Below are 17,911 nucleotides of genomic sequence, written 5' to 3' on the forward strand. Positions count from 1 at the left end.
CTGGGGTGCCCACAGACTGCTAAATAAACCTGTGGACACCAATGCTTCAACTGTTACCTTTGCCGTTCGCGACTGAGGATGCTGATGTATTGCCCGTCGGAATGGACAATCTTCATCGGTTGACTCCAATGAATCCTGTCAGCAATTCGATGGACATGCAATTGATTAATCGTATCCTGAATGAATTCTTGATGACCGATTAAGTGGATCTGTAAGCGTTGTTTTTCATGTTCAACCGAACGATCGCTCCGATCGCTAGAACCTTTCGCCATATTGTGAGCTTCTCCTTGTTGAAGTGAATCCCATCCCGAATGTAATCTTGCTCCCTTCTCCTGCGGGAAAAGGGCTGGGGATGAGGGTCTTAAGAAGCCCAAAAATTTAGAGCCACCCCGTTTGACATCACAAACAAGAGTGGCTCGATCGAATGTTAAAATTCTCAACAAGCCGCCTTGCTGCGCAACCAGCGAGGGGGAATAGCTACTTGGGGTTGTTGGCGCAATCCCGAGTAGTGGCCTAAATTTTTGGAACCTAGCGACCCCATGCTTCATGCCGACCCGTTGAAAGAAGGATGTCCATGGCAATCGCTTAAGAAACAAGGCTACTGACAAACCACCATCACTGTCAATAGTATTTAAAAAATCCATCAAGTGTCATTCAGCACCCGTGCAGTTGAACACCACACATCCCTGACCCAACCTGTAAGCCCCCATGCCCATCCGCTACACTGATGAATAAACCAACTCACGGATCTAACCCCCTATGCAAATCACCCTTGACATCCCCGAAGCCCTACAGCAAAACCTCCTCAGCCAAGCTGCCCAAACCCAAACCACCCTGGAACAACTGATCATCCAAGTCCTCGATCAATACCTCCAACCCGCAAAATCAGACAACGCAACCGATCAACTACTTTCTCTAATCGGCACCCTAGATCTCGGCACAACCGACCTTGCCGAACGCCATGACCAATACATTGGTGAAGCGCTCTACCGAGAACTCCATCATGCCGAATAACCTTTTTATTGATACCTCTGGCTGGGCAAGCATCTTCATCCCTACCGAAACCCATTATTCGATCGCTGCTGAGCATTTCCGTACTGCGATCGCTAATTCCAGTGAAATCGTAACTACTAACTCGTCACCACTAACTATGTAATCGCCGAACTAGTTGCATTGCTCAACAGTCCCCACCGACTATCTCGATCGCGCATCTTCAACCATATCAACATCATTCGTCAAAATCCCTACATCACCCGTATCCACATTGATTCCACGATCGACCAGACCGCCTGGGAACTCTGCCAAAACCGCCCTGACAAACCTTGGTCCCTCGTCGATTGCAGTTCTTTCATCGTTATGCGGCAAATGACGATCCAACAAGCCCTCACCACTGACCATCACTTTGAACAAGCAGGTTTCACTCGGCTCTTGAAATAATGATATAGAGAAACTCCCTCAACATCGTCATCGCGTGAGTCGCTCAACGGGTCAAGGGAGAATAGTCTCAGTTTAAGTCTTAGAAAAAATAGTGCTTGGAGAATCTAGCTTACCGAGCCGCAGCCACAGCCCCCAGCCCCACCAAATTCATCGTCAGATCCCACATGCGACGCGCATTTTCATCATCCCGCGCCTGGGGAGACACCCGCTGCACAAAGGACTGACCATCCTTGCGTTGACGGTTGCCCCAGCTCCAGTAAGCCCCCGACTGCTTGTACTCCGGATCAGCCAGCACCATCGCCACCCGATCGCCCGCCAATTCCTGACTGACATAACCACCCGTGATGTTCTTTTGGAACAGGGGGAACAGCTTTTGGAACAGCGGATAGTGGTTGCGGAACAGCGGCGTATCCGCCACGCAACCGGGATAAAGCGAAACAAACGTAATACCCGTCGAGGTATGGTAACGGCGGTGCAGTTCCCGCATCGTCAGCACGTTACACACCTTACTTTCTTTGTAAGCCCGCACGGGTTCAAACTTATCACCCTTCGCCATGGTAATCGGCGCTTTGAACCCAGCCGCAAAACCATCAAAGTTACCCACATCGGGACGGGGCGGAATCTTACCACCGAGTTCATCGGGGTTGTGGGTCACGGTGCCCAAGATCACCATCCGCCGATCGTTATAGGTAGACTTTTTCATGTCCTCCAGCATCAGATTGCACAGGAGGAAATGGCCCAAATGATTGGTCGCCATGGTCAGCTCATAGTTCTCTGGGGAAAAGAGCGGCTCCTTCAACAACGGCATATAAATCGCCGCGTTGCAGATCAGGCCATCCAGCGATCGGCCCAAGGCCCGGAAATTGGCAACAAACTGGCGCACACTGGTCAAGGACGCCAAATCCAGTTGCATGATGGTGTAGCTCTCCTGCGGAAAGCCCAACTCATTGGCCGCAGTTTCCGCCTTACCCACGCTGCGATTCGCCAAAATAACGTGCCAGCCGCGATCGATCAACGACTTTGCTGCATACAAACCGACACCCGATGTGGTCCCTGTAATTACGACCGTTGGCTTTTGATCATTTCCCATTGCTTCAAACTCCGTTGATCGTCCTTGTTTCTCTTAAGTGTTTTGTCTCAGTGTCGCACCCCAGTGAGCGCAATTTCGGGGTGTCCATCAGTGTTCTAACCCGTTTAGGGATCCCATTTCAAGATGTTAGACAAATCGATGCAATTCTTTATGGAAGCCCAGAGGCACCCTCGGAAAACCCAGAGAACAGGCACTGTGCCGCCCTTCCCCGCCCTGCGATCCCGGCTGATGCTGGCCCATTCCGTCCGCTGCCCCCAGCCGCGCTCCCAACGGAGCCAATCGCCCGATCCGCTAGGGATTCCATCGATGCCACGGGGCGGGATCGATCGGGCCAAAGGCTGATTTAACAAGACCTTTCACCCGAGGGAACTGGAGGCATCGGGAGCGATCGAATATTTTTGTCTATTGTTCTTATTTTATAATTAGGAATGTATAAATACTTCTAGAGTTCTAAAAATAGATTTCCAGGTTATTCAGATTGATTTTTGAATACCTTTAATTTTCCATGAATCTAACGAATCATTAATTCGCAGCCTTTCAGGGTTTACCGAACCTGAAACATGAACAATAATGCTTGTCATAGACCAATAGATTCCATTGAGCGGACTCACTAATTTCGACCGCTTCCCCCTTACCCCCGCTTGAGATTGATTGGTCATCCCTTCACCCCTAACTCGCCAACCCCGACACCCGCCCGTAACCCCTCCCTCGGAGATTCAACTAGGAGATTCCACTTATGAGACTGGCTGTATATGGAAAAGGTGGCATTGGTAAATCAACCACCAGTTGTAATATCTCCGTAGCCCTAGCCCGACGCGGTAAAAAAGTACTGCAAATTGGCTGCGATCCTAAGCATGACAGTACTTTCACCCTCACAGGTTTCCTGATTCCTACCATCATTGACACCCTACAAGAAAAGGATTTCCACTACGAAGATGTTTGGCCGGAGGATGTGATCCATGAAGGCTATGGCGGCGTACATTGCGTGGAAGCGGGCGGCCCCCCAGCAGGCGCGGGCTGTGGCGGCTATGTGGTGGGCGAAACCGTCAAGTTGCTCAAAGAACTGAACGCCTTTGACGAATATGATGTGATTCTCTTTGATGTGTTGGGTGACGTGGTGTGCGGCGGATTCGCAGCCCCGTTGAACTATGCGGACTATTGCATGATCGTCACCGATAACGGATTTGATGCCCTATTCGCTGCCAATCGTATTGCCGCTTCTGTGCGCGAAAAAGCCCGTACCCATCCCCTACGCTTGGCTGGACTGATTGGCAACCGCACCTCCAAACGGGACTTGATTGAGAAATATGTGGAAGCGGTACCCATGCCCATCCTAGAAGTGTTGCCCTTGATTGAAGACATTCGGGTGTCCCGCGTCAAAGGCAAAACCATGTTTGAACTGGCAGAGTCCGATCCTTCCCTGAGCTATGTCTGCGATTACTACCTCAACATCGCCGATCAAATTTTGGCTAGACCGGAAGGGGTCGTGCCCAATGATGCTCCCGATCGGGATTTGTTTGCCCTCCTGTCTGACTTCTACCTGAATCCCCAAACGCCGAAGCAGAACGAAGCTGAATTGATGATGGTTTAGTTCGCAGGTCCGAAATCCCTGAGATTCGATCCCTAAATCCCCTAGATTCGATCCCCCTAAATCCCCCTTAAAAAGGGGGACTAAGAAATCTGATCCCCCCTAAATCCCCCTTTTTAAGGGGGACTTTGAGAAAGTCTTATTTGCAAAGAGACATTTAATGTAAATCTCCGGTTCCCCCTTTATTACCCTTTATTAAGGGGGGCTAGGGGGGATCGAATCACCCGATCGTCAGTCCCCGAATTTCTCCTTGTAATCATTTTTCTGCTAAGGACGCGCAACTATGACATTGGCCGATCCACAACCCCAAGCTCTTCAATTTGACTGCGAAACGGGTAACTATCACACCTTCTGCCCGATTAGCTGCGTGGCATGGCTCTACCAAAAAATTGAAGATAGCTTTTTCCTAGTCGTTGGCACTAAAACCTGTGGCTATTTTCTGCAAAATGCCATGGGTGTGATGATCTTTGCAGAACCGCGCTATGCCATGGCGGAGTTGGAGGAAGGGGATATTTCCGCCCAACTAAATGACTACGAAGAACTGAAACGACTGTGTTTGCAAATTAAGCGCGATCGTAATCCTTCGGTGATTGTCTGGATTGGCACCTGCACCACAGAAATCATCAAGATGGATATGGAAGGGATTGCGCCGAAGTTGGAAGCGGAAATTGGCATTCCGATCGTCGTGGCCCGTGCCAATGGCTTAGACTACGCCTTCACCCAAGGGGAAGACACCGTTCTCGCGGCCATGGCTCAGCGCTGCCCCACCTCCGCCCAGGTCAGTTCCGAAGCCGAAAAAACCGAACGGAACGCGATTCAAAAATTACTCACCTTCGGCCAAAAGAAAGAAGATGCCAAGGCTGCTGAGGAAACGGAATACGTCAACCACGATCCGCTGGTTCTGTTTGGCTCCCTGCCCGATCCCGTGGTGACGCAGTTAACCTTGGAACTGAAAAAGCAAGGCATTAAAGTCTCCGGTTGGCTGCCATCCAAACGCTATACGGAATTGCCCGTGGTGGATGAGGGCTACTACGTTGCGGGGGTCAATCCCTTTCTCTCTCGCACAGCCACAACGTTAATGCGTCGCCGGAAAACCAAACTGATTGGCGCACCCTTCCCGATCGGGCCGGATGGCACCCGCGCTTGGATTGAAAAAATCTGCTCTGCTCTGGGGGTGGAACCGAAGGGGCTGGAGGAACGGGAAGCCAAGATCTGGGAAAGCTTGGAGGATTACCTGCAATTAATCCGAGGGAAATCAGTCTTTTTCATGGGGGATAACTTGCTGGAGGTGTCACTGGCGCGATTCCTGATCCGCTGTGGCATGACCTGTCCTGAAATCGGCATTCCCTACATGGATAAGCGCTACCAGCAAGCGGAATTGGCATTGCTAGAGAAAACCTGCCGGGAAATGGGGGTGGCAATGCCCAAGATTGTCGAAAAACCCGATAATTACAATCAAATTCAGCGGATTTATGATGTGCAGCCGGATTTGGTGATTACGGGGATGGCCCACGCAAACCCCTTGGAGGCGCGCGGCATCAACACCAAGTGGTCGGTGGAGTTCACCTTCGCGCAAATCCATGGCTTCAGCAATGCACGGGATATCCTGGAACTGGTGACCCGCCCCCTGCGCCGCAATGAAGCGTTGAAAGGGTTGGGCTGGGAGAAGCTGGTGAAGGATGAAGCGCAAGTTTAAGCTGTGCCAGTTTAAGCTGTGAAAGTTTGAGATCAGGTGTGGTTTAGACTCTTCTCAAGGAGATAGCAATATCTCCTTTTTTTTGCGTAGTGGACTAGAAACCGGGGTTTTCTAAAACCCCCGGTTTCTCTTGCGAGGGTTTTGCGTACGGGCCATCAGCCTGTAAGATAGACGGTGCAATCGTTTCGTAAAGCCCCTCTGTTCCTTGTTATGACGCTCCAAGTCTACGGTATTCCCAACTGCGGCACCTGCAAAAAAGCCCTGGCATGGCTGGATGCTAAACAGATTCCCTACGAATTCATCAACACCAAAGACCATCCCCCCAGTCAGGCAGACATTACCGCTTGGGTGCAGACCTTGGGCAACAAACCCCTGCGCAATACCTCCGGCCAATCCTATCGATCGCTGGGCACCACCAAAGATAGTTGGGGCGATGGGGAATGGATTACGGCCTTTGCCCAAGATGCCATGCTGCTGAAGCGACCGTTATTCGTGCAAGACGGAACCGCCGTAGCCGTTGGCTTTCGCAATCCCGATGCGATCGCCCAGCAGTTGGCCATCGGTTAAAGCCTGATTAGTTAAGGCGAGATCGTCCTGAAAGACTCAATATTCAGGATTCAGGATTCAGTGAGACGGGAATTCAGCTTGTTAATTCTAGTGAATGGGTAGAGTGATTCCATGCGGGCAGTCGTTGTTGATCCCAATGCCGTTGGTCGGTTAGCGCTCAAAACCGTCGATCGACCCGTGCCGTTGCCGAATGAAGCGATCGTCACCGTCCATGCGTTTTCCATGAATCGGGGAGAAATTCGTCGGGCGCAAACGGCGGATGCTGGTTGGCGCATTGGTTGGGATTTGGCGGGTGTGGTGGAACAGGCAGCGGCGGATGGGTCTGGCTTTCCCGTCGGAACGCGGGTAGTGGGATTTCTACCCGCTGGAGCTTGGGGAGAACAGGTGGCAGTGCCGACCCAGGCCCTCGCAGCCCTCCCCGCAACGATTCCCTTTAACGTGGCCGCGACTTTGCCCGTGGCGGGTTTGACGGCCCTGATGACCTTGGAAAAGGGTGGGTTGCTGCTGGGCAAAAAGGTGCTGATCACAGGTGCCTCCGGTGGGGTGGGGCATACCGCTTGCCAACTGGCCAGAGCCGCCGGAGCCTACGTGGTGGCCCATGTGCGTCGATCGCAGCAGGTTTCCTTTGTCAAAACAACAGGTGCCCATGAGGTGGTGGAAGGGGAAACACCTGCCGATGCAGCCCAGTATGGCCCCTACGATTTAGTGCTGGATTCCGTCGGCGATCGGGTCTTACCCACGGTTTTGGAACTGCTGGGCAAGGATGGCATGGTCGTTACCTTTGGCTCGACCGCTGGCCGGGAAGCCTTGATTAACGTCGGGAACTTTTACGGCAAAGGTGGCCTGCAACTCTACGGCTTTATTCTGTTCCATGAAGTGCTGAAATATCCGGCAGCGTTGGGATTGGAGCGCTTAGTTAAATTAGTGGAAACGGGTTTGCTCAAACCGCACATTGATCTGGAAACCTCCTGGGAATCGGTGGGTGAAGTGGCGCAACAGTTAACCGATCGCGCCTTTGTCGGCAAAGCGGTCTTGCAAGTGCGATCGGACTAGATCAGTCACCATGCTCTTGGGTCGTCATAGGCTTGGGTCGTCATAGGCTTGGGTCGCCATACTCTTTGAACACAAAAATTTTCACCTGAAATCCAAAAAACTCAGCCATCTGACTGAGAATCAATAACTTATCAGCGGGAATCCGGTTGCTATTCCCCTTAGGGAGAATTAGGTTAAGGTGTACGACGACGGTTAGATTTGGCTTTTAAGGGAATGTCTCCTTGAAGGTCAGTCACCCTTATCTTTGATTCCTCTGTTGTCTGGGCTAATTGAACCGTTATGGATTCCTGTTACCGATTTCGACTCCCTTTTCTTAGCGTTGTTGGTGTTTTATCTGGCAGCCTTGGGCTTGGAATGCTCTTTCCCGGTGGTAGTTGGGCGCAATCCATTACCCCCACGATCGATGGTACCGGAACCCAAGTCACCCCAACTGGAACGACGATCGACATTTCCGGGGGAACCCAGAATGGCGGGAATCTCTTCCATAGTTTTCAGCAATTTAACGTAGGTGCTGATCAGACTGCGAATTTCCTGACGCAACCCACGGTACAGAATATTCTGGGGCGAATTGTTGGGGGGGATGCTTCGCTAATTAACGGCAAACTGCAAGTTACAGGCAGTCATGCGAATTTATTTCTGATCAATCCGGCGGGAATTCTCTTTGGGCAAAACGCGACATTAAATGTCCCAGGATCATTCACGGCAACGACCGCCGATCGCATCGGTTTCAGCAATGGCCAAGGGTTTAACGCGATCGGTGCCAATGACTATGCCACGCTTTTGGGACAACCGATCGAATTCCAATTCAGCGCCCTCCAGCCCGGTTCCGTGATCAACACTGGGAATCTAACCGTGAATGCAGGGCAATCCTTGGCATTACTGGGCGGAACGGTGGTCAATACTGGGACACTGACGGCTCCCAATGGCAAAATTACGATCGCTTCAACGCTGGGCAATCAAACCTTGCGCATTCAACCCGATGGTAGTTTACTGGGGTTGGAAATTCCCCTGAACGATCGATCGACCGTAAATAATTCCCCGATCGCGGCTAAGTCGTTACCGGAATTACTGACAGGGGGCGAAGTGGCCACAGCGACGGGCTTAACCGTAGAAAATGGTCTGCTTAAGTTAACCCAGAATTCTACCAACAATACCAGCCTAGTTCCCGTGCAGTCCGGTACCACGATCGTCTCCGGAAGCGTTTCCACCAGTGGTTCCCAAGCCCAGGACTCTCGCATTCAAATTCTGGGCGATCGGGTTGGTTTAATTAACGCGCAAGTTCAAGCGACCGGAGCCACGGGGGGTGGCACGGTATTGATCGGCGGTGATTACCAAGGACAAGGCCCAACCCCAACGGCAACAGCAACCTTTGTCGATCGTGCCTCTACGATTAATGCCAATGCGATCAATAACGGCAATGGTGGAAAAATCATTGTCTGGGCTAATGGCAACACAAAATTTGCAGGAACGGCAACGGCTCGGGGTGGCCAATTGAGCGGCAATGGCGGGCTGATTGAAACCTCTGGAAAACAATTTTTAGACATCACCCAGGCCCAAGTGGATGCCAGTGCCCCCCAGGGTCAAGTGGGCACTTGGTTACTTGACCCGACGGATATCAATATTATTAATGACGTTAATGGAGGGGGGAATCTCGGCACGATTAGTAATGGCATCTTTGACCCGCCCACAACGGGAGTCGCTAGCCAAATTGCGCCCGCCACGATCGAAACTGCACTCAACAACGGCACCAACGTCACCATCACCACGGCCAGCGGTACAGGCGGCAATGGCGATATCACCTTAACCGATAGCATTAATCAATTAGGGGGCGGCAGCGCATCTTTAACGCTAATTGGTCGGAATTTCCTCAATCCCAACGGCGCAACCATCAATCTCAGTAGTACTGGCGGCCTCACGTTCAAGCTGAATCAAATCAATCCCCAACCCAATCCCACAGCACAATCCATTCAGACGGCGATTCAATCGATCGGTACGGTGAACGGCCCCCGCAGCATTGAACTCGGCGCAGGAATTTATCGAACCGATGTCCCGATCGTGCTCGATCGATCAGTCAATCTCAGCGGAGCCGGAATCGGTAGTACCGTTATTAGCGGCAATCAAACCACCCAAGTTTTTACCGTTGCTAGTAATGATGTAACCAATAGTGCCGGGGTGATTGCGTCCCTCGCCAACTTAACGATTCAAGACGGGCGATCGTTGAATGGGGCCGATGGGGGCGGAATTTTGAATGCTGGGACTCTGACCCTTTCCAAGGTGGCGGTGACTAATAATGTTGCTAGTGGCGCTGGGGGCGGCATTGCCAATACGGGAAGTTTAACCCTCGATCAAAGTCTGATTACGAATAACCAAGCGAATAACGGCGGGGGGGGAATTTCCACCAGTGCTGGAACCGTCGATATTACTAATAGTACGATCGCGAACAACCAAGCTAATGGTGTTGGAGGCGGGGTCAAACTGGTTTTCAAAGCAAGCCTGAATGTGACTAGCAGCACCTTCAATAACAATTTTGCGACGGCAAATGGTGGAGCCTTAGATTTAAATAGCGATCTTGGCATTGCCGCAGCAACATTGGTCAATGTTACCCTGTCGGGAAATACGGTGAATAATGCAGGGGGCGGCGTTTCCTTGGGGCAAAGTCAACAGGCGGTTCTGGATAGTGTCACGATCGCCAATAACCAAGCGGCCAATGGCGGTGGCGGTATTTCCAACCTCTTCGGTGGTACGTTAACGCTGAAAAATACGATCGTGGCGGGAAATCGCGCTCCGATTAATCCCGATGTTCAAGGAAGTCTTACTAGCCAAGGTAATAATTTAGTCCAAAATCGGGGAACCAGCATTGGTTATATCAATTCAGATTTGCCGGATGGTACGGCTCCTAACCTATCTCCCTTAGGGAATTACGGTGGGCTGACCGCGACCCATGTCCCGTTAGCGGGGAGTCCTGCGATCGACGCTGGCAATACCACACTCACGATCGACCAACGGGGTGTGATTCGTCCTAGTGGCATCAACAGTGATATTGGTGCAGTAGAAGTAGAAACGCTTCCTCCAACCCCTCCCGTTGTTGCACCGATCGCCCCTGCTCCAGGACTCCCACCAACGGCTCCCCCCGCTCCTGCTGAGAAAAGTGCTCCGTCTGGAATCCAGCCGCCGGAACTGGTGCGTTCCAACCCGATCAAGCTCGCGCCCTCAAGGATGCCAGCTTCTGAGATGCCAGCTTCTGAGATGCAAGGACCTGTGATGCAAGGGCCTATGCTTTTGTCGCCCATCGAACTCGAACGTCTAGATGATCTATTTAGCCAGGACTATCGCCAGTTCCTCAGCTTATCTCCCACTCCAGAGATCGGGTTGAATGATATTCAAACCATGCTGCAACAGGCGCAGACTCAAAAGAAAAAACGTCCCGCCATTATTTATGGTCGGTTTACGCCCAATCGATCAACGGCCTCCCCGATCGCCCAATCCACCGTCAACCTGACTGGGTTCCAGGAGTTGCCTCTCCAGCAATCTAGCCCGACCGATCGCCTAGAACTTTTGCTGTTGACACCGCAGGGAAACCTGATTCGCAAGGAAACCCCGTTTACCCGCCAGCAAGTTCGCGATCGCTTACAAGCGTTAAATCTCTTTGTGTCGGATGTTGAAGATGTCAAAACCCTGCCCGTCTTTGGCCAGGAATTTTATCAATGGTTGCTTCAGCCATTGGTGCCTGAACTCCAGCAGCAGCAAATCAACCAACTCATTTATAGTCTAGATGCGGATCTCCGGTTACTCCCCTTGTCACTGCTGCATAACGGCAAAACCTATGCCATCCAAGACTACCAAATCTCCCTCATTCCCAGTGTGGGCTTAATGGATCGAACGATCGTCAGCCAGCGGCGATCGGTGTTGGCCTCCGGTGCGGAGACGTTTCAGCGCCATGTTCCCTTACCAGCGGCAGCAGTTGAAGTGAAGCTGGTCAGCCAGGAACTTGGATCGGGAAAAGTGCTGCTGAATGAAGCCTTTACGGTGAAGAATTTACTCAAAACCCGATCGACCTTTCCAGCAAATATTGTTCATTTAGCAACCCATGCAGCGTTTAATCCCGGTGCCCTTAGTCGTTCTTACATTCAATTTTGGGATCGCAAACTCACGTTGGATCAGTTACGCAGCTTAAATCTTGACCATCCGCCGATCGATTTATTAGTCCTGAGCGCTTGCAGTACAGCGGTGGGCGATCGCACCTCTGAGTTAGGGTTTGCTGGGCTAGCGGCGGCGGCGGGCGTCCGATCGACCCTCGGCAGTTTATGGCCCGTTTCCGATCTGGGTACCCTCGCCTTTATGAGCGAGTTTTATGGTCACTTGAACCACACCTTTACGCGATCGGCAGCCCTCCAAGCCACCCAAGTAGCAATGCAGTCGGGCAAAGTTCGCATCGAGCAAGGCCATTTGATTACGTCCTACAGCCGATTTCCCCTCCCACAAACCCTATTAGAACAAGGAATTACCGAATTTTCCCATCCCTATTACTGGGGCGCATTTACCTTAATTGGCAATCCCTGGTAGAGAAAAGGCAACGGAAAACGGTAGCAGGATGGCCAAAATCTTGAGACAATGGCGGGAGCCGAATCATCAACCCATTACTGAATAGCCTCTACATTGGCATTTTGATTTAGTAAACATAGGCGCAAAGTCATGTCTCAACCGACGATCGAATCCATTCTTCAGGAAAACCGTTTATTTCCGCCCAGTGCGGAGTTTGCCAGCCAAGCTGCGATTAAAAGCTTTGATGAGTATCAGCAGATTTATGAAACGGCCAAGGCTGACCCGCTGGCCTTTTGGGGCAATTTAGCCCAGCAGGAATTGCACTGGTTCCAACCCTGGGATACCGTCCTAGATTGGAGCAATCCTCCCTTTGCTAAATGGTTTGTCAATGGTAAGACCAACCTTTCCTACAATTGCCTCGATCGCCATTTGACAACGGAACGCCGCACCAAACCCGCCATCATTTGGGAAGGGGAGCCGGGGGATTCTAAAGTTCTGACCTATGAAGATTTGCATCGGGAAGTCTGCAAATTTGCTAATGTCTTAAAAAAATTGGGTGTCCAAAAGGGCGATCGCGTCGGGATTTACATGCCGATGATTCCGGAAGCGGCGATCGCAATGTTGGCCTGTGCTCGGATTGGCGCATCCCACTCGGTTGTGTTTGGCGGATTTAGTGCGGAAGCCCTGCGCGATCGCTTGATTGATGCCGCTGCAAAAGTTGTGGTGACTGCCGATGGCGGTTGGCGCAAAGATGCGATCGTTCCCCTGAAGGATGCCGTAGACAAAGCCCTTGAGGATGGCCAATCGGTGGTGCAAACCGTCGTCGTTGCCAAGCGCACGGGCCAAGACATTCCCATGCAGGCCGATCGGGATTTTTGGTGGCATGACTTAGAAGCTGGCATTTCCGAAGACTGTCCCGCTGAACCCGTGGACTCCGAGGACATGTTGTTCATTCTCTACACCTCCGGCTCCACGGGCAAACCCAAGGGTGTGGTGCACACCACCGCTGGGTATAACCTCTACGCCCACATGACCTGCAAGTGGATTTTTGACCTGCAGGAAAACGATGTCTACTGGTGTACCGCTGATGTGGGTTGGATTACGGGCCACAGCTATGTCGTCTATGGGCCGCTGTCCAATGGGGCAACGACGCTGATGTACGAAGGGGCACCCCGTCCGTCCAATCCGGGGGCTTTTTGGGATGTGATCCAAAAGCATAAGGTCAGCATTTTCTACACCGCACCCACGGCGATCCGAGCCTTCATCAAAATGGGTGATCAGCATCCCCAGTCCCGCGATCTGTCCTCCCTGCGGCTCCTGGGCACCGTGGGCGAACCGATCAACCCCGAAGCTTGGATGTGGTATCACCAGGTGATTGGTGGCGGTCGTTGCCCGATCGTCGATACCTGGTGGCAAACGGAAACGGGTGGCGTTATGATTACGCCCTTGCCCGGAGCCATTGCCACCAAGCCCGGTTCCGCCACCCTGCCTTTCCCCGGCATTCTGGCCGACGTGGTGGATTTAGACGGCAATTCCGTCGGCCCTAACGAAGGGGGCTACTTGGCGGTGCGCCATCCCTGGCCTGGCATGATGCGTACCGTTTACGGTGACCCCGATCGCTTCCGCCGCACCTACTGGGAGCACATTGCCCCCAAGGATGGGCAGTACCTGTATTTCGCGGGAGATGGGGCGCGGCGGGATGAAGACGGCTACTTCTGGGTTATGGGCCGGGTGGATGATGTGATTAACGTGGCAGGCCACCGGCTGGGTACGATGGAAATTGAGTCTGCCTTGGTGTCCCACCCCGCTGTAGCGGAAGCTGCCGTGGTCGGTAAACCCGATGACCTGAAGGGCGAGGAGATTGTGGCGTTTGTCACCTTGGAAGGGACGCAAACTGCCAGCGATACCCTGATGAAGGAACTGAAGCAGCACGTCGTCCAGGAAATTGGCGCGATCGCCCGTCCCGGAGAAATCCGCTTTGCTGATGCTTTACCCAAAACCCGATCGGGCAAAATTATGCGTCGTCTGCTACGCTCCTTGGCCGCAGGACAGGAAATTTCCGGCGATACTTCGACGCTGGAAGATCGCACAGTGCTGGAAAAACTGCGGGGCGAGGGGTAATCCCACAGGCTCCTAGTAGGGAGGCGTTGCAACCAGTGGTTGCAACGCCTCCTTTGTTATGGCTGCTATAGATGTTATGGCTGCTATAGACCGGTTTTTACCCTTTAACTGAGCCCATCTACCCCAACAAATACGCATTTCTCATTGCCCAGAGAATCAGTAGCACAATGCTACCCAGAATAATGAGCGAGGACAGAGTAACCGTTGCTGGACTATCTGCGCCATCAAACCGCATAATGCCTCGATTCAGATCAGACAATGGGTTGCGGAATCGTCTCATAGTCGGTTACTCCTTGGAACTTGATCCCTTAAAATTCAACTGAAAAAAACGTTACAGCTTTTCATGTCCAGTGCTCAGTCTTGATCGTCATCGATCCTGCAAGAGCATCGATCCTTCCTGTAAGAACATTGAGGCTGACAGTCATCTTGGTTCATCTGTGTACTGCACATTCATGCACTCATCTATTGCTAGCTCGCGCGTTGACGGCTATTCCCTGCTTCTGACTCAGCATTTGGACGATTACCTTTATCCTAATGGCTAAGACTCATTAGTTTCTTAAATATTCACAACTTCTCCAGCGATTTTTGAAATTTTTTGTAAACGTTTCTAAGGTTTGAGTCATCTGCGAAGGCTACACTGCCGATCGTCCTGGGTCTGATTTCCCTTGGCTCGATCGTCCCTGACCCGATCGGCTCTCTTCTCAGAAAGAACATTGCCCCGTACAATGCTAGCGACCCATTAATATTGCCATTTGCCACTTCGCCATAATGAAACTGCTCTTGGGTGCGATCGCGATCCTCTTGGCCCTGCTTGGAATCGAGATCTTTTTGCGAGTTCGCTTTGGATTTGGGCATCCTCTACTGTACCTAGCTGATCCAGAAATGGGCTATCGGCTTGCGCCCAATCAAACTGTGAAGCGGTTTGGGAATACGATTGCGATTAATCAATATTCCATGCGCAGTGGCGAAATTACCCCGGAGCGATCGCCTACGACCTTCCGTATCCTGTTGCTGGGCGATTCCGTTGCCAATGGAGGTTGGTGGACGGATCAATCCCAAACCATTTCCACCCTGTTACAGGTTCAGCTCCAGACCCAGATTCAGACCCAGGTTCAGAACCCAGCGCAGGCTAAGGGGAATCTGAGTGCTGCATTACAGCGAGCTAAGCTGTCTACGATCGAAGTGTTAAACGCCTCTGCCAACTCGTGGTCCCCTAGGAGCGAATTCCCATATCTCAAACAGTTCGGAACCTTTGAATCCCAAAGGATTGTTCTGATTATTAATACTGATGATTTATTTGCCACCGCTCCGACGGATCTGGTCGTAGGCCACGATCGCAATTATCCCGATCGATTACCGTTCTTAGCATTAGAAGAAGTGATCACTCGCTACGTGTTGCCCGCACCGAAGTTATCACCGCAGCTACAGGCCGTCTATGCTGAAGGGGGCGATCGGGTGGGCCGAAATTTACAGGCGATCGACCAAATCCACCAAATGGCCCAGCAACACCAAGCTCAGTTATTAGTTATACTGACCCCATTGCTGCGGGAAATTGAAACGGGATCCCGTAATTATGAAATCGATGCCCGCCAACGGCTGGCGCAGTTCCTGCAAGACCGTACAATCTCATTCATCGACTGTTTACCCCACTTCCAAGCACAATCCAGTCCTCGATCGCTCTACCATGATCACATCCACCTCAACCCCCAGGGGAACCAACAGATCAGCGATCAGATCCAGCAATGGCTACAGCAACTCCAGATTTAGCTAGCTTATTAATGGGTCTGTGCTTATTTGGGTCTGCGCTTATTAATGGGGCCGTTATGTGTTCCATCCCCGTATTCGTCCAAAAAGCATCATAAGTCAGTACATAACCGTAGGCTATATCTGGTAAAGTAGTGCATCTTTAATTTCATCCCTGCAATTTCACACCTACTTTGTTTTCTCTGTTGATGACAATTTATTCCGTTGCGCCATCCCCATTGGTCGCAATGCTGACGGTCTGGGACAAAACCAGTGGAACCTGGATTAATATCATCACGGTTTTATTGGGAACACTATTGGGGGTCAGCATTAGAGGGCGGCTACCACAGATCATCCAGCAGGTGATTACGCAAGGACTGGGGCTATTTACCCTCTTCCTAGGCTTCACCCTTGCCAGCAGCATGTTAAAAGCCAAGGCTGGCCCGATCGATGGCATCATTCTCGGGCTGCTTGCCATGGTCGTAGGCGGCGTCATTGGCGAAAGCCTCAACCTAGAGGCTCAACTCACAAATTTGGGTGATTGGTTGAAAGATCGTTGCCGAGGGACGGGACGGTTTACCGAAGGATTTGTGATTAGCAGTCTGTTATTTTGCATTGGCCCTATCACCATTGTGGGTTGCTTGAACAATGGTTTGTCAGGAAATAGCAATCTTCTGACTGTGAAAGCGGTGATGGATGGCTTTGCCTCGATCGCCTTTAGCAGTATTTATGGCATTGGGGTCGGTTTCTCGATCGTACCGATTTTGATCTACCAAGGGGGGCTCTCCTTATTTGCGGGTCTGCTGGCCCAATCGTTACCCGACCCGACGATCGATCCGCGCGTTCACTTGGTTTCTGGTGTGGGTGGATTGATGGTCGTCGGCATTGGCCTCAACTTGTTGGAGGTCGCTCGCTTGCGTGTCAGTTCCTTCCTACCCGCCTTAATCCTAGGCCCCGTCCTATTTGCCATCGCACAGATGATTACTGGTTAGACCATGGTGTGGTCAGTCCTAGGGTTAGCAAGAGAGTTACAGAAATGAACTGGCCGGGATTGGCTGGGGCGAGAATCGGAGAAATCTCCAAAAGGCGTCTCAGCTCTCTGCTATCCCATAACCATGGCAAGACTGCCAACGTAGACGATCGAGCCAGACAGATCGTAGAGGATGGCAGCTAGGTAATTGCGATCGGTATGTTGACTCGACAGGGCGAGAGGCGACAACATTCACCATGAGTAACGGGCCATGAATGGGCTAGTTACAGGTCGGTTATAGGTCAGTTATAGGTCAATTACAGGTCAGCTAGTCGGTCAGCTAGTCGGTCAGCTAGTCAGCCAAAATGAGTAAAACAACTCAATGGGATAACGAAATCGATCATCACTTAGGCGAATTTTTCTAAACATTTCAAAAATATTTCAGAAATTAGTTCGTCAATTTGCAAATATCAGGGTATACATAAATAAAGTCACAACGTTTATTTACTGTAGGGACAATCTAATGGCTGCACCAAAACGGAGATCGCCGACATCTACACTCGTTTCGAAGAACGCGATCGAACAAGCATCCTCTCTGCTGGAAGGCTTAGAAGAGAAACCCAAAGAGATCTGGTCTTTGCGGGAAGCGATCGACGCTCTGAAGGATCAGATCACCCTAGCCCTCGATCGTGGCTACACCTACGTTGAAATCTCTAAAATGCTTTCCGAGAGAGGCGTTGAGATTAGTGCTTCGACCTTGAAGTATTACCTCTCCTCTGTGAAGCGCAATACCGATGGAGGCAAAACGCGCCGTCGTCGTCGCACCCTGGGTAAGCTGACGGGTAAAACCCTAGAGCTGGCTACCGCTGCTGTGAATGGCGCAGTGGAACAGGCTGAAGTTACGAAAAAGCGTGGCGGACGCAAACCCAAAGCTGAAGTCGTGGAAGCAGCTCCTGCCCCCACACCCGCTAAGCGGGGTCGTAAGGCTGGTTCTACAGCTGCTAAAGCTGCCCCTGCTGCCAAAACTCGTACCGCGACCAAGGCCACCAAAGCCACCAAAGCACCGAGTACACGGGGACGTCGCAAATCGGCAGGCTAAGCCTA

Annotated in this window: 15 protein-coding genes; 12 read left to right on the forward strand and 3 right to left on the reverse strand. The window is 51.6% G+C overall.

Annotation, left to right across the window (positions count from 1 at the left end; all coding sequences use genetic code 11):
* Positions 1 to 53: 53 nt before the first annotated feature.
* The gene (locus tag H6G21_RS07575; RefSeq protein WP_190572260.1) at positions 54 to 272 is read right to left on the reverse strand and encodes a hypothetical protein; all 219 of its coding nucleotides are present in this window, start codon (positions 270 to 272) and stop codon (positions 54 to 56) included.
* 487 nt (positions 273 to 759) lie between these two features.
* On the opposite strand from H6G21_RS07575, the gene H6G21_RS07580 reads away from it, so the two are divergent.
* Together H6G21_RS07580 and H6G21_RS25385 are read left to right on the forward strand one after the other, a co-directional pair.
* Positions 760 to 1,014: a hypothetical protein gene (locus H6G21_RS07580; RefSeq protein WP_190572262.1), complete on the forward strand. Its 255-nt coding sequence runs from the start codon at positions 760 to 762 to the stop codon at positions 1,012 to 1,014.
* A 159-nt stretch (positions 1,015 to 1,173) separates the two neighbouring features.
* The gene (locus H6G21_RS25385; RefSeq protein ID WP_199307090.1) at positions 1,174 to 1,437 is read left to right on the forward strand and encodes a type II toxin-antitoxin system VapC family toxin; all 264 of its coding nucleotides are present in this window, start codon (positions 1,174 to 1,176) and stop codon (positions 1,435 to 1,437) included.
* A gap of 109 nt (positions 1,438 to 1,546) precedes the next feature.
* On the opposite strand, the gene H6G21_RS07590 is transcribed toward H6G21_RS25385, so the two are convergent.
* Positions 1,547 to 2,527: a protochlorophyllide reductase gene (locus H6G21_RS07590; protein ID WP_190572264.1), complete on the reverse strand. Its 981-nt coding sequence runs from the start codon at positions 2,525 to 2,527 to the stop codon at positions 1,547 to 1,549.
* Between the two features lie 150 nt (positions 2,528 to 2,677).
* Between H6G21_RS07590 and H6G21_RS07595 the strand changes: the two genes are divergently transcribed.
* The 7 genes from H6G21_RS07595 to acs all read left to right on the forward strand — a co-directional run bounded on the left by H6G21_RS07595 (position 2,678) and on the right by acs (position 14,094).
* The gene (locus H6G21_RS07595) at positions 2,678 to 2,869 is read left to right on the forward strand and encodes a hypothetical protein (RefSeq protein ID WP_190572265.1); all 192 of its coding nucleotides are present in this window, start codon (positions 2,678 to 2,680) and stop codon (positions 2,867 to 2,869) included.
* A 394-nt stretch (positions 2,870 to 3,263) separates the two neighbouring features.
* On the forward strand, positions 3,264 to 4,118 hold the full coding sequence (gene bchL / locus H6G21_RS07600; RefSeq protein WP_190572266.1) for a ferredoxin:protochlorophyllide reductase (ATP-dependent) iron-sulfur ATP-binding protein: 855 nt from the start codon (positions 3,264 to 3,266) through the stop codon (positions 4,116 to 4,118).
* 280 nt (positions 4,119 to 4,398) lie between these two features.
* Positions 4,399 to 5,811, forward strand: coding sequence for a ferredoxin:protochlorophyllide reductase (ATP-dependent) subunit N (locus H6G21_RS07605; RefSeq protein ID WP_190572269.1), 1,413 nt, complete (start codon positions 4,399 to 4,401; stop codon positions 5,809 to 5,811).
* 210 nt (positions 5,812 to 6,021) lie between these two features.
* Positions 6,022 to 6,378, forward strand: a complete 357-nt coding sequence (locus tag H6G21_RS07610) for a Spx/MgsR family RNA polymerase-binding regulatory protein (RefSeq protein ID WP_190572480.1) — start codon at positions 6,022 to 6,024, stop codon at positions 6,376 to 6,378.
* Between the two features lie 111 nt (positions 6,379 to 6,489).
* On the forward strand, positions 6,490 to 7,431 hold the full coding sequence (locus H6G21_RS07615; RefSeq protein ID WP_190572271.1) for a zinc-binding dehydrogenase: 942 nt from the start codon (positions 6,490 to 6,492) through the stop codon (positions 7,429 to 7,431).
* Positions 7,432 to 7,785: 354 nt separating this feature from the next.
* The gene (locus tag H6G21_RS07620; RefSeq protein WP_190572273.1) at positions 7,786 to 11,994 is read left to right on the forward strand and encodes a CHAT domain-containing protein; all 4,209 of its coding nucleotides are present in this window, start codon (positions 7,786 to 7,788) and stop codon (positions 11,992 to 11,994) included.
* Between the two features lie 129 nt (positions 11,995 to 12,123).
* On the forward strand, positions 12,124 to 14,094 hold the full coding sequence (gene acs / locus H6G21_RS07625; RefSeq protein ID WP_190572275.1) for an acetate--CoA ligase: 1,971 nt from the start codon (positions 12,124 to 12,126) through the stop codon (positions 14,092 to 14,094).
* Between the two features lie 118 nt (positions 14,095 to 14,212).
* Here the strand turns inward: acs and H6G21_RS07630 are convergent, their stop codons facing one another.
* Positions 14,213 to 14,374, reverse strand: coding sequence for a hypothetical protein (locus H6G21_RS07630; protein WP_190572500.1), 162 nt, complete (start codon positions 14,372 to 14,374; stop codon positions 14,213 to 14,215).
* 488 nt (positions 14,375 to 14,862) lie between these two features.
* On the opposite strand from H6G21_RS07630, the gene H6G21_RS07635 reads away from it, so the two are divergent.
* The 3 genes from H6G21_RS07635 to H6G21_RS07645 all read left to right on the forward strand — a co-directional run bounded on the left by H6G21_RS07635 (position 14,863) and on the right by H6G21_RS07645 (position 17,906).
* Positions 14,863 to 15,861: an SGNH/GDSL hydrolase family protein gene (locus H6G21_RS07635; RefSeq protein WP_190572277.1), complete on the forward strand. Its 999-nt coding sequence runs from the start codon at positions 14,863 to 14,865 to the stop codon at positions 15,859 to 15,861.
* Positions 15,862 to 16,046: 185 nt separating this feature from the next.
* Positions 16,047 to 16,829: a DUF554 domain-containing protein gene (locus H6G21_RS07640; protein WP_242041707.1), complete on the forward strand. Its 783-nt coding sequence runs from the start codon at positions 16,047 to 16,049 to the stop codon at positions 16,827 to 16,829.
* A 501-nt stretch (positions 16,830 to 17,330) separates the two neighbouring features.
* Positions 17,331 to 17,906 carry a hypothetical protein gene (locus tag H6G21_RS07645; RefSeq protein WP_190572279.1) on the forward strand — a complete coding sequence of 192 codons (576 nt, stop codon included), beginning with the start codon at positions 17,331 to 17,333 and terminating at the stop codon, positions 17,904 to 17,906.
* The last annotated feature ends 5 nt before the right edge of the window (positions 17,907 to 17,911 follow it).

This window comes from Alkalinema sp. FACHB-956 (assembly GCF_014697025.1).
GTDB lineage: Bacteria > Cyanobacteriota > Cyanobacteriia > Leptolyngbyales > Leptolyngbyaceae > Alkalinema.

What these genes read in the sequence shown, in the direction of transcription:
- H6G21_RS07575 (WP_190572260.1), bottom strand. Translation starts at nt 272, where the DNA reads ATGGCGAAAGGTTCTAGCGATCGGAGCGATCGTTCGGTTGAACATGAA.
- H6G21_RS07580 (WP_190572262.1), top strand. Translation starts at nt 760, where the DNA reads ATGCAAATCACCCTTGACATCCCCGAAGCCCTACAGCAAAACCTCCTC.
- H6G21_RS07590 (WP_190572264.1), bottom strand. Translation starts at nt 2,527, where the DNA reads ATGGGAAATGATCAAAAGCCAACGGTCGTAATTACAGGGACCACATCG.
- H6G21_RS07595 (WP_190572265.1), top strand. Translation starts at nt 2,678, where the DNA reads ATGGAAGCCCAGAGGCACCCTCGGAAAACCCAGAGAACAGGCACTGTG.
- bchL (WP_190572266.1), top strand. Translation starts at nt 3,264, where the DNA reads ATGAGACTGGCTGTATATGGAAAAGGTGGCATTGGTAAATCAACCACC.
- H6G21_RS07605 (WP_190572269.1), top strand. Translation starts at nt 4,399, where the DNA reads ATGACATTGGCCGATCCACAACCCCAAGCTCTTCAATTTGACTGCGAA.
- H6G21_RS07610 (WP_190572480.1), top strand. Translation starts at nt 6,022, where the DNA reads ATGACGCTCCAAGTCTACGGTATTCCCAACTGCGGCACCTGCAAAAAA.
- H6G21_RS07615 (WP_190572271.1), top strand. Translation starts at nt 6,490, where the DNA reads ATGCGGGCAGTCGTTGTTGATCCCAATGCCGTTGGTCGGTTAGCGCTC.
- H6G21_RS07620 (WP_190572273.1), top strand. Translation starts at nt 7,786, where the DNA reads ATGCTCTTTCCCGGTGGTAGTTGGGCGCAATCCATTACCCCCACGATC.
- acs (WP_190572275.1), top strand. Translation starts at nt 12,124, where the DNA reads ATGTCTCAACCGACGATCGAATCCATTCTTCAGGAAAACCGTTTATTT.
- H6G21_RS07630 (WP_190572500.1), bottom strand. Translation starts at nt 14,374, where the DNA reads ATGAGACGATTCCGCAACCCATTGTCTGATCTGAATCGAGGCATTATG.
- H6G21_RS07635 (WP_190572277.1), top strand. Translation starts at nt 14,863, where the DNA reads ATGAAACTGCTCTTGGGTGCGATCGCGATCCTCTTGGCCCTGCTTGGA.
- H6G21_RS07640 (WP_242041707.1), top strand. Translation starts at nt 16,047, where the DNA reads ATGACAATTTATTCCGTTGCGCCATCCCCATTGGTCGCAATGCTGACG.
- H6G21_RS07645 (WP_190572279.1), top strand. Translation starts at nt 17,331, where the DNA reads ATGGCTGCACCAAAACGGAGATCGCCGACATCTACACTCGTTTCGAAG.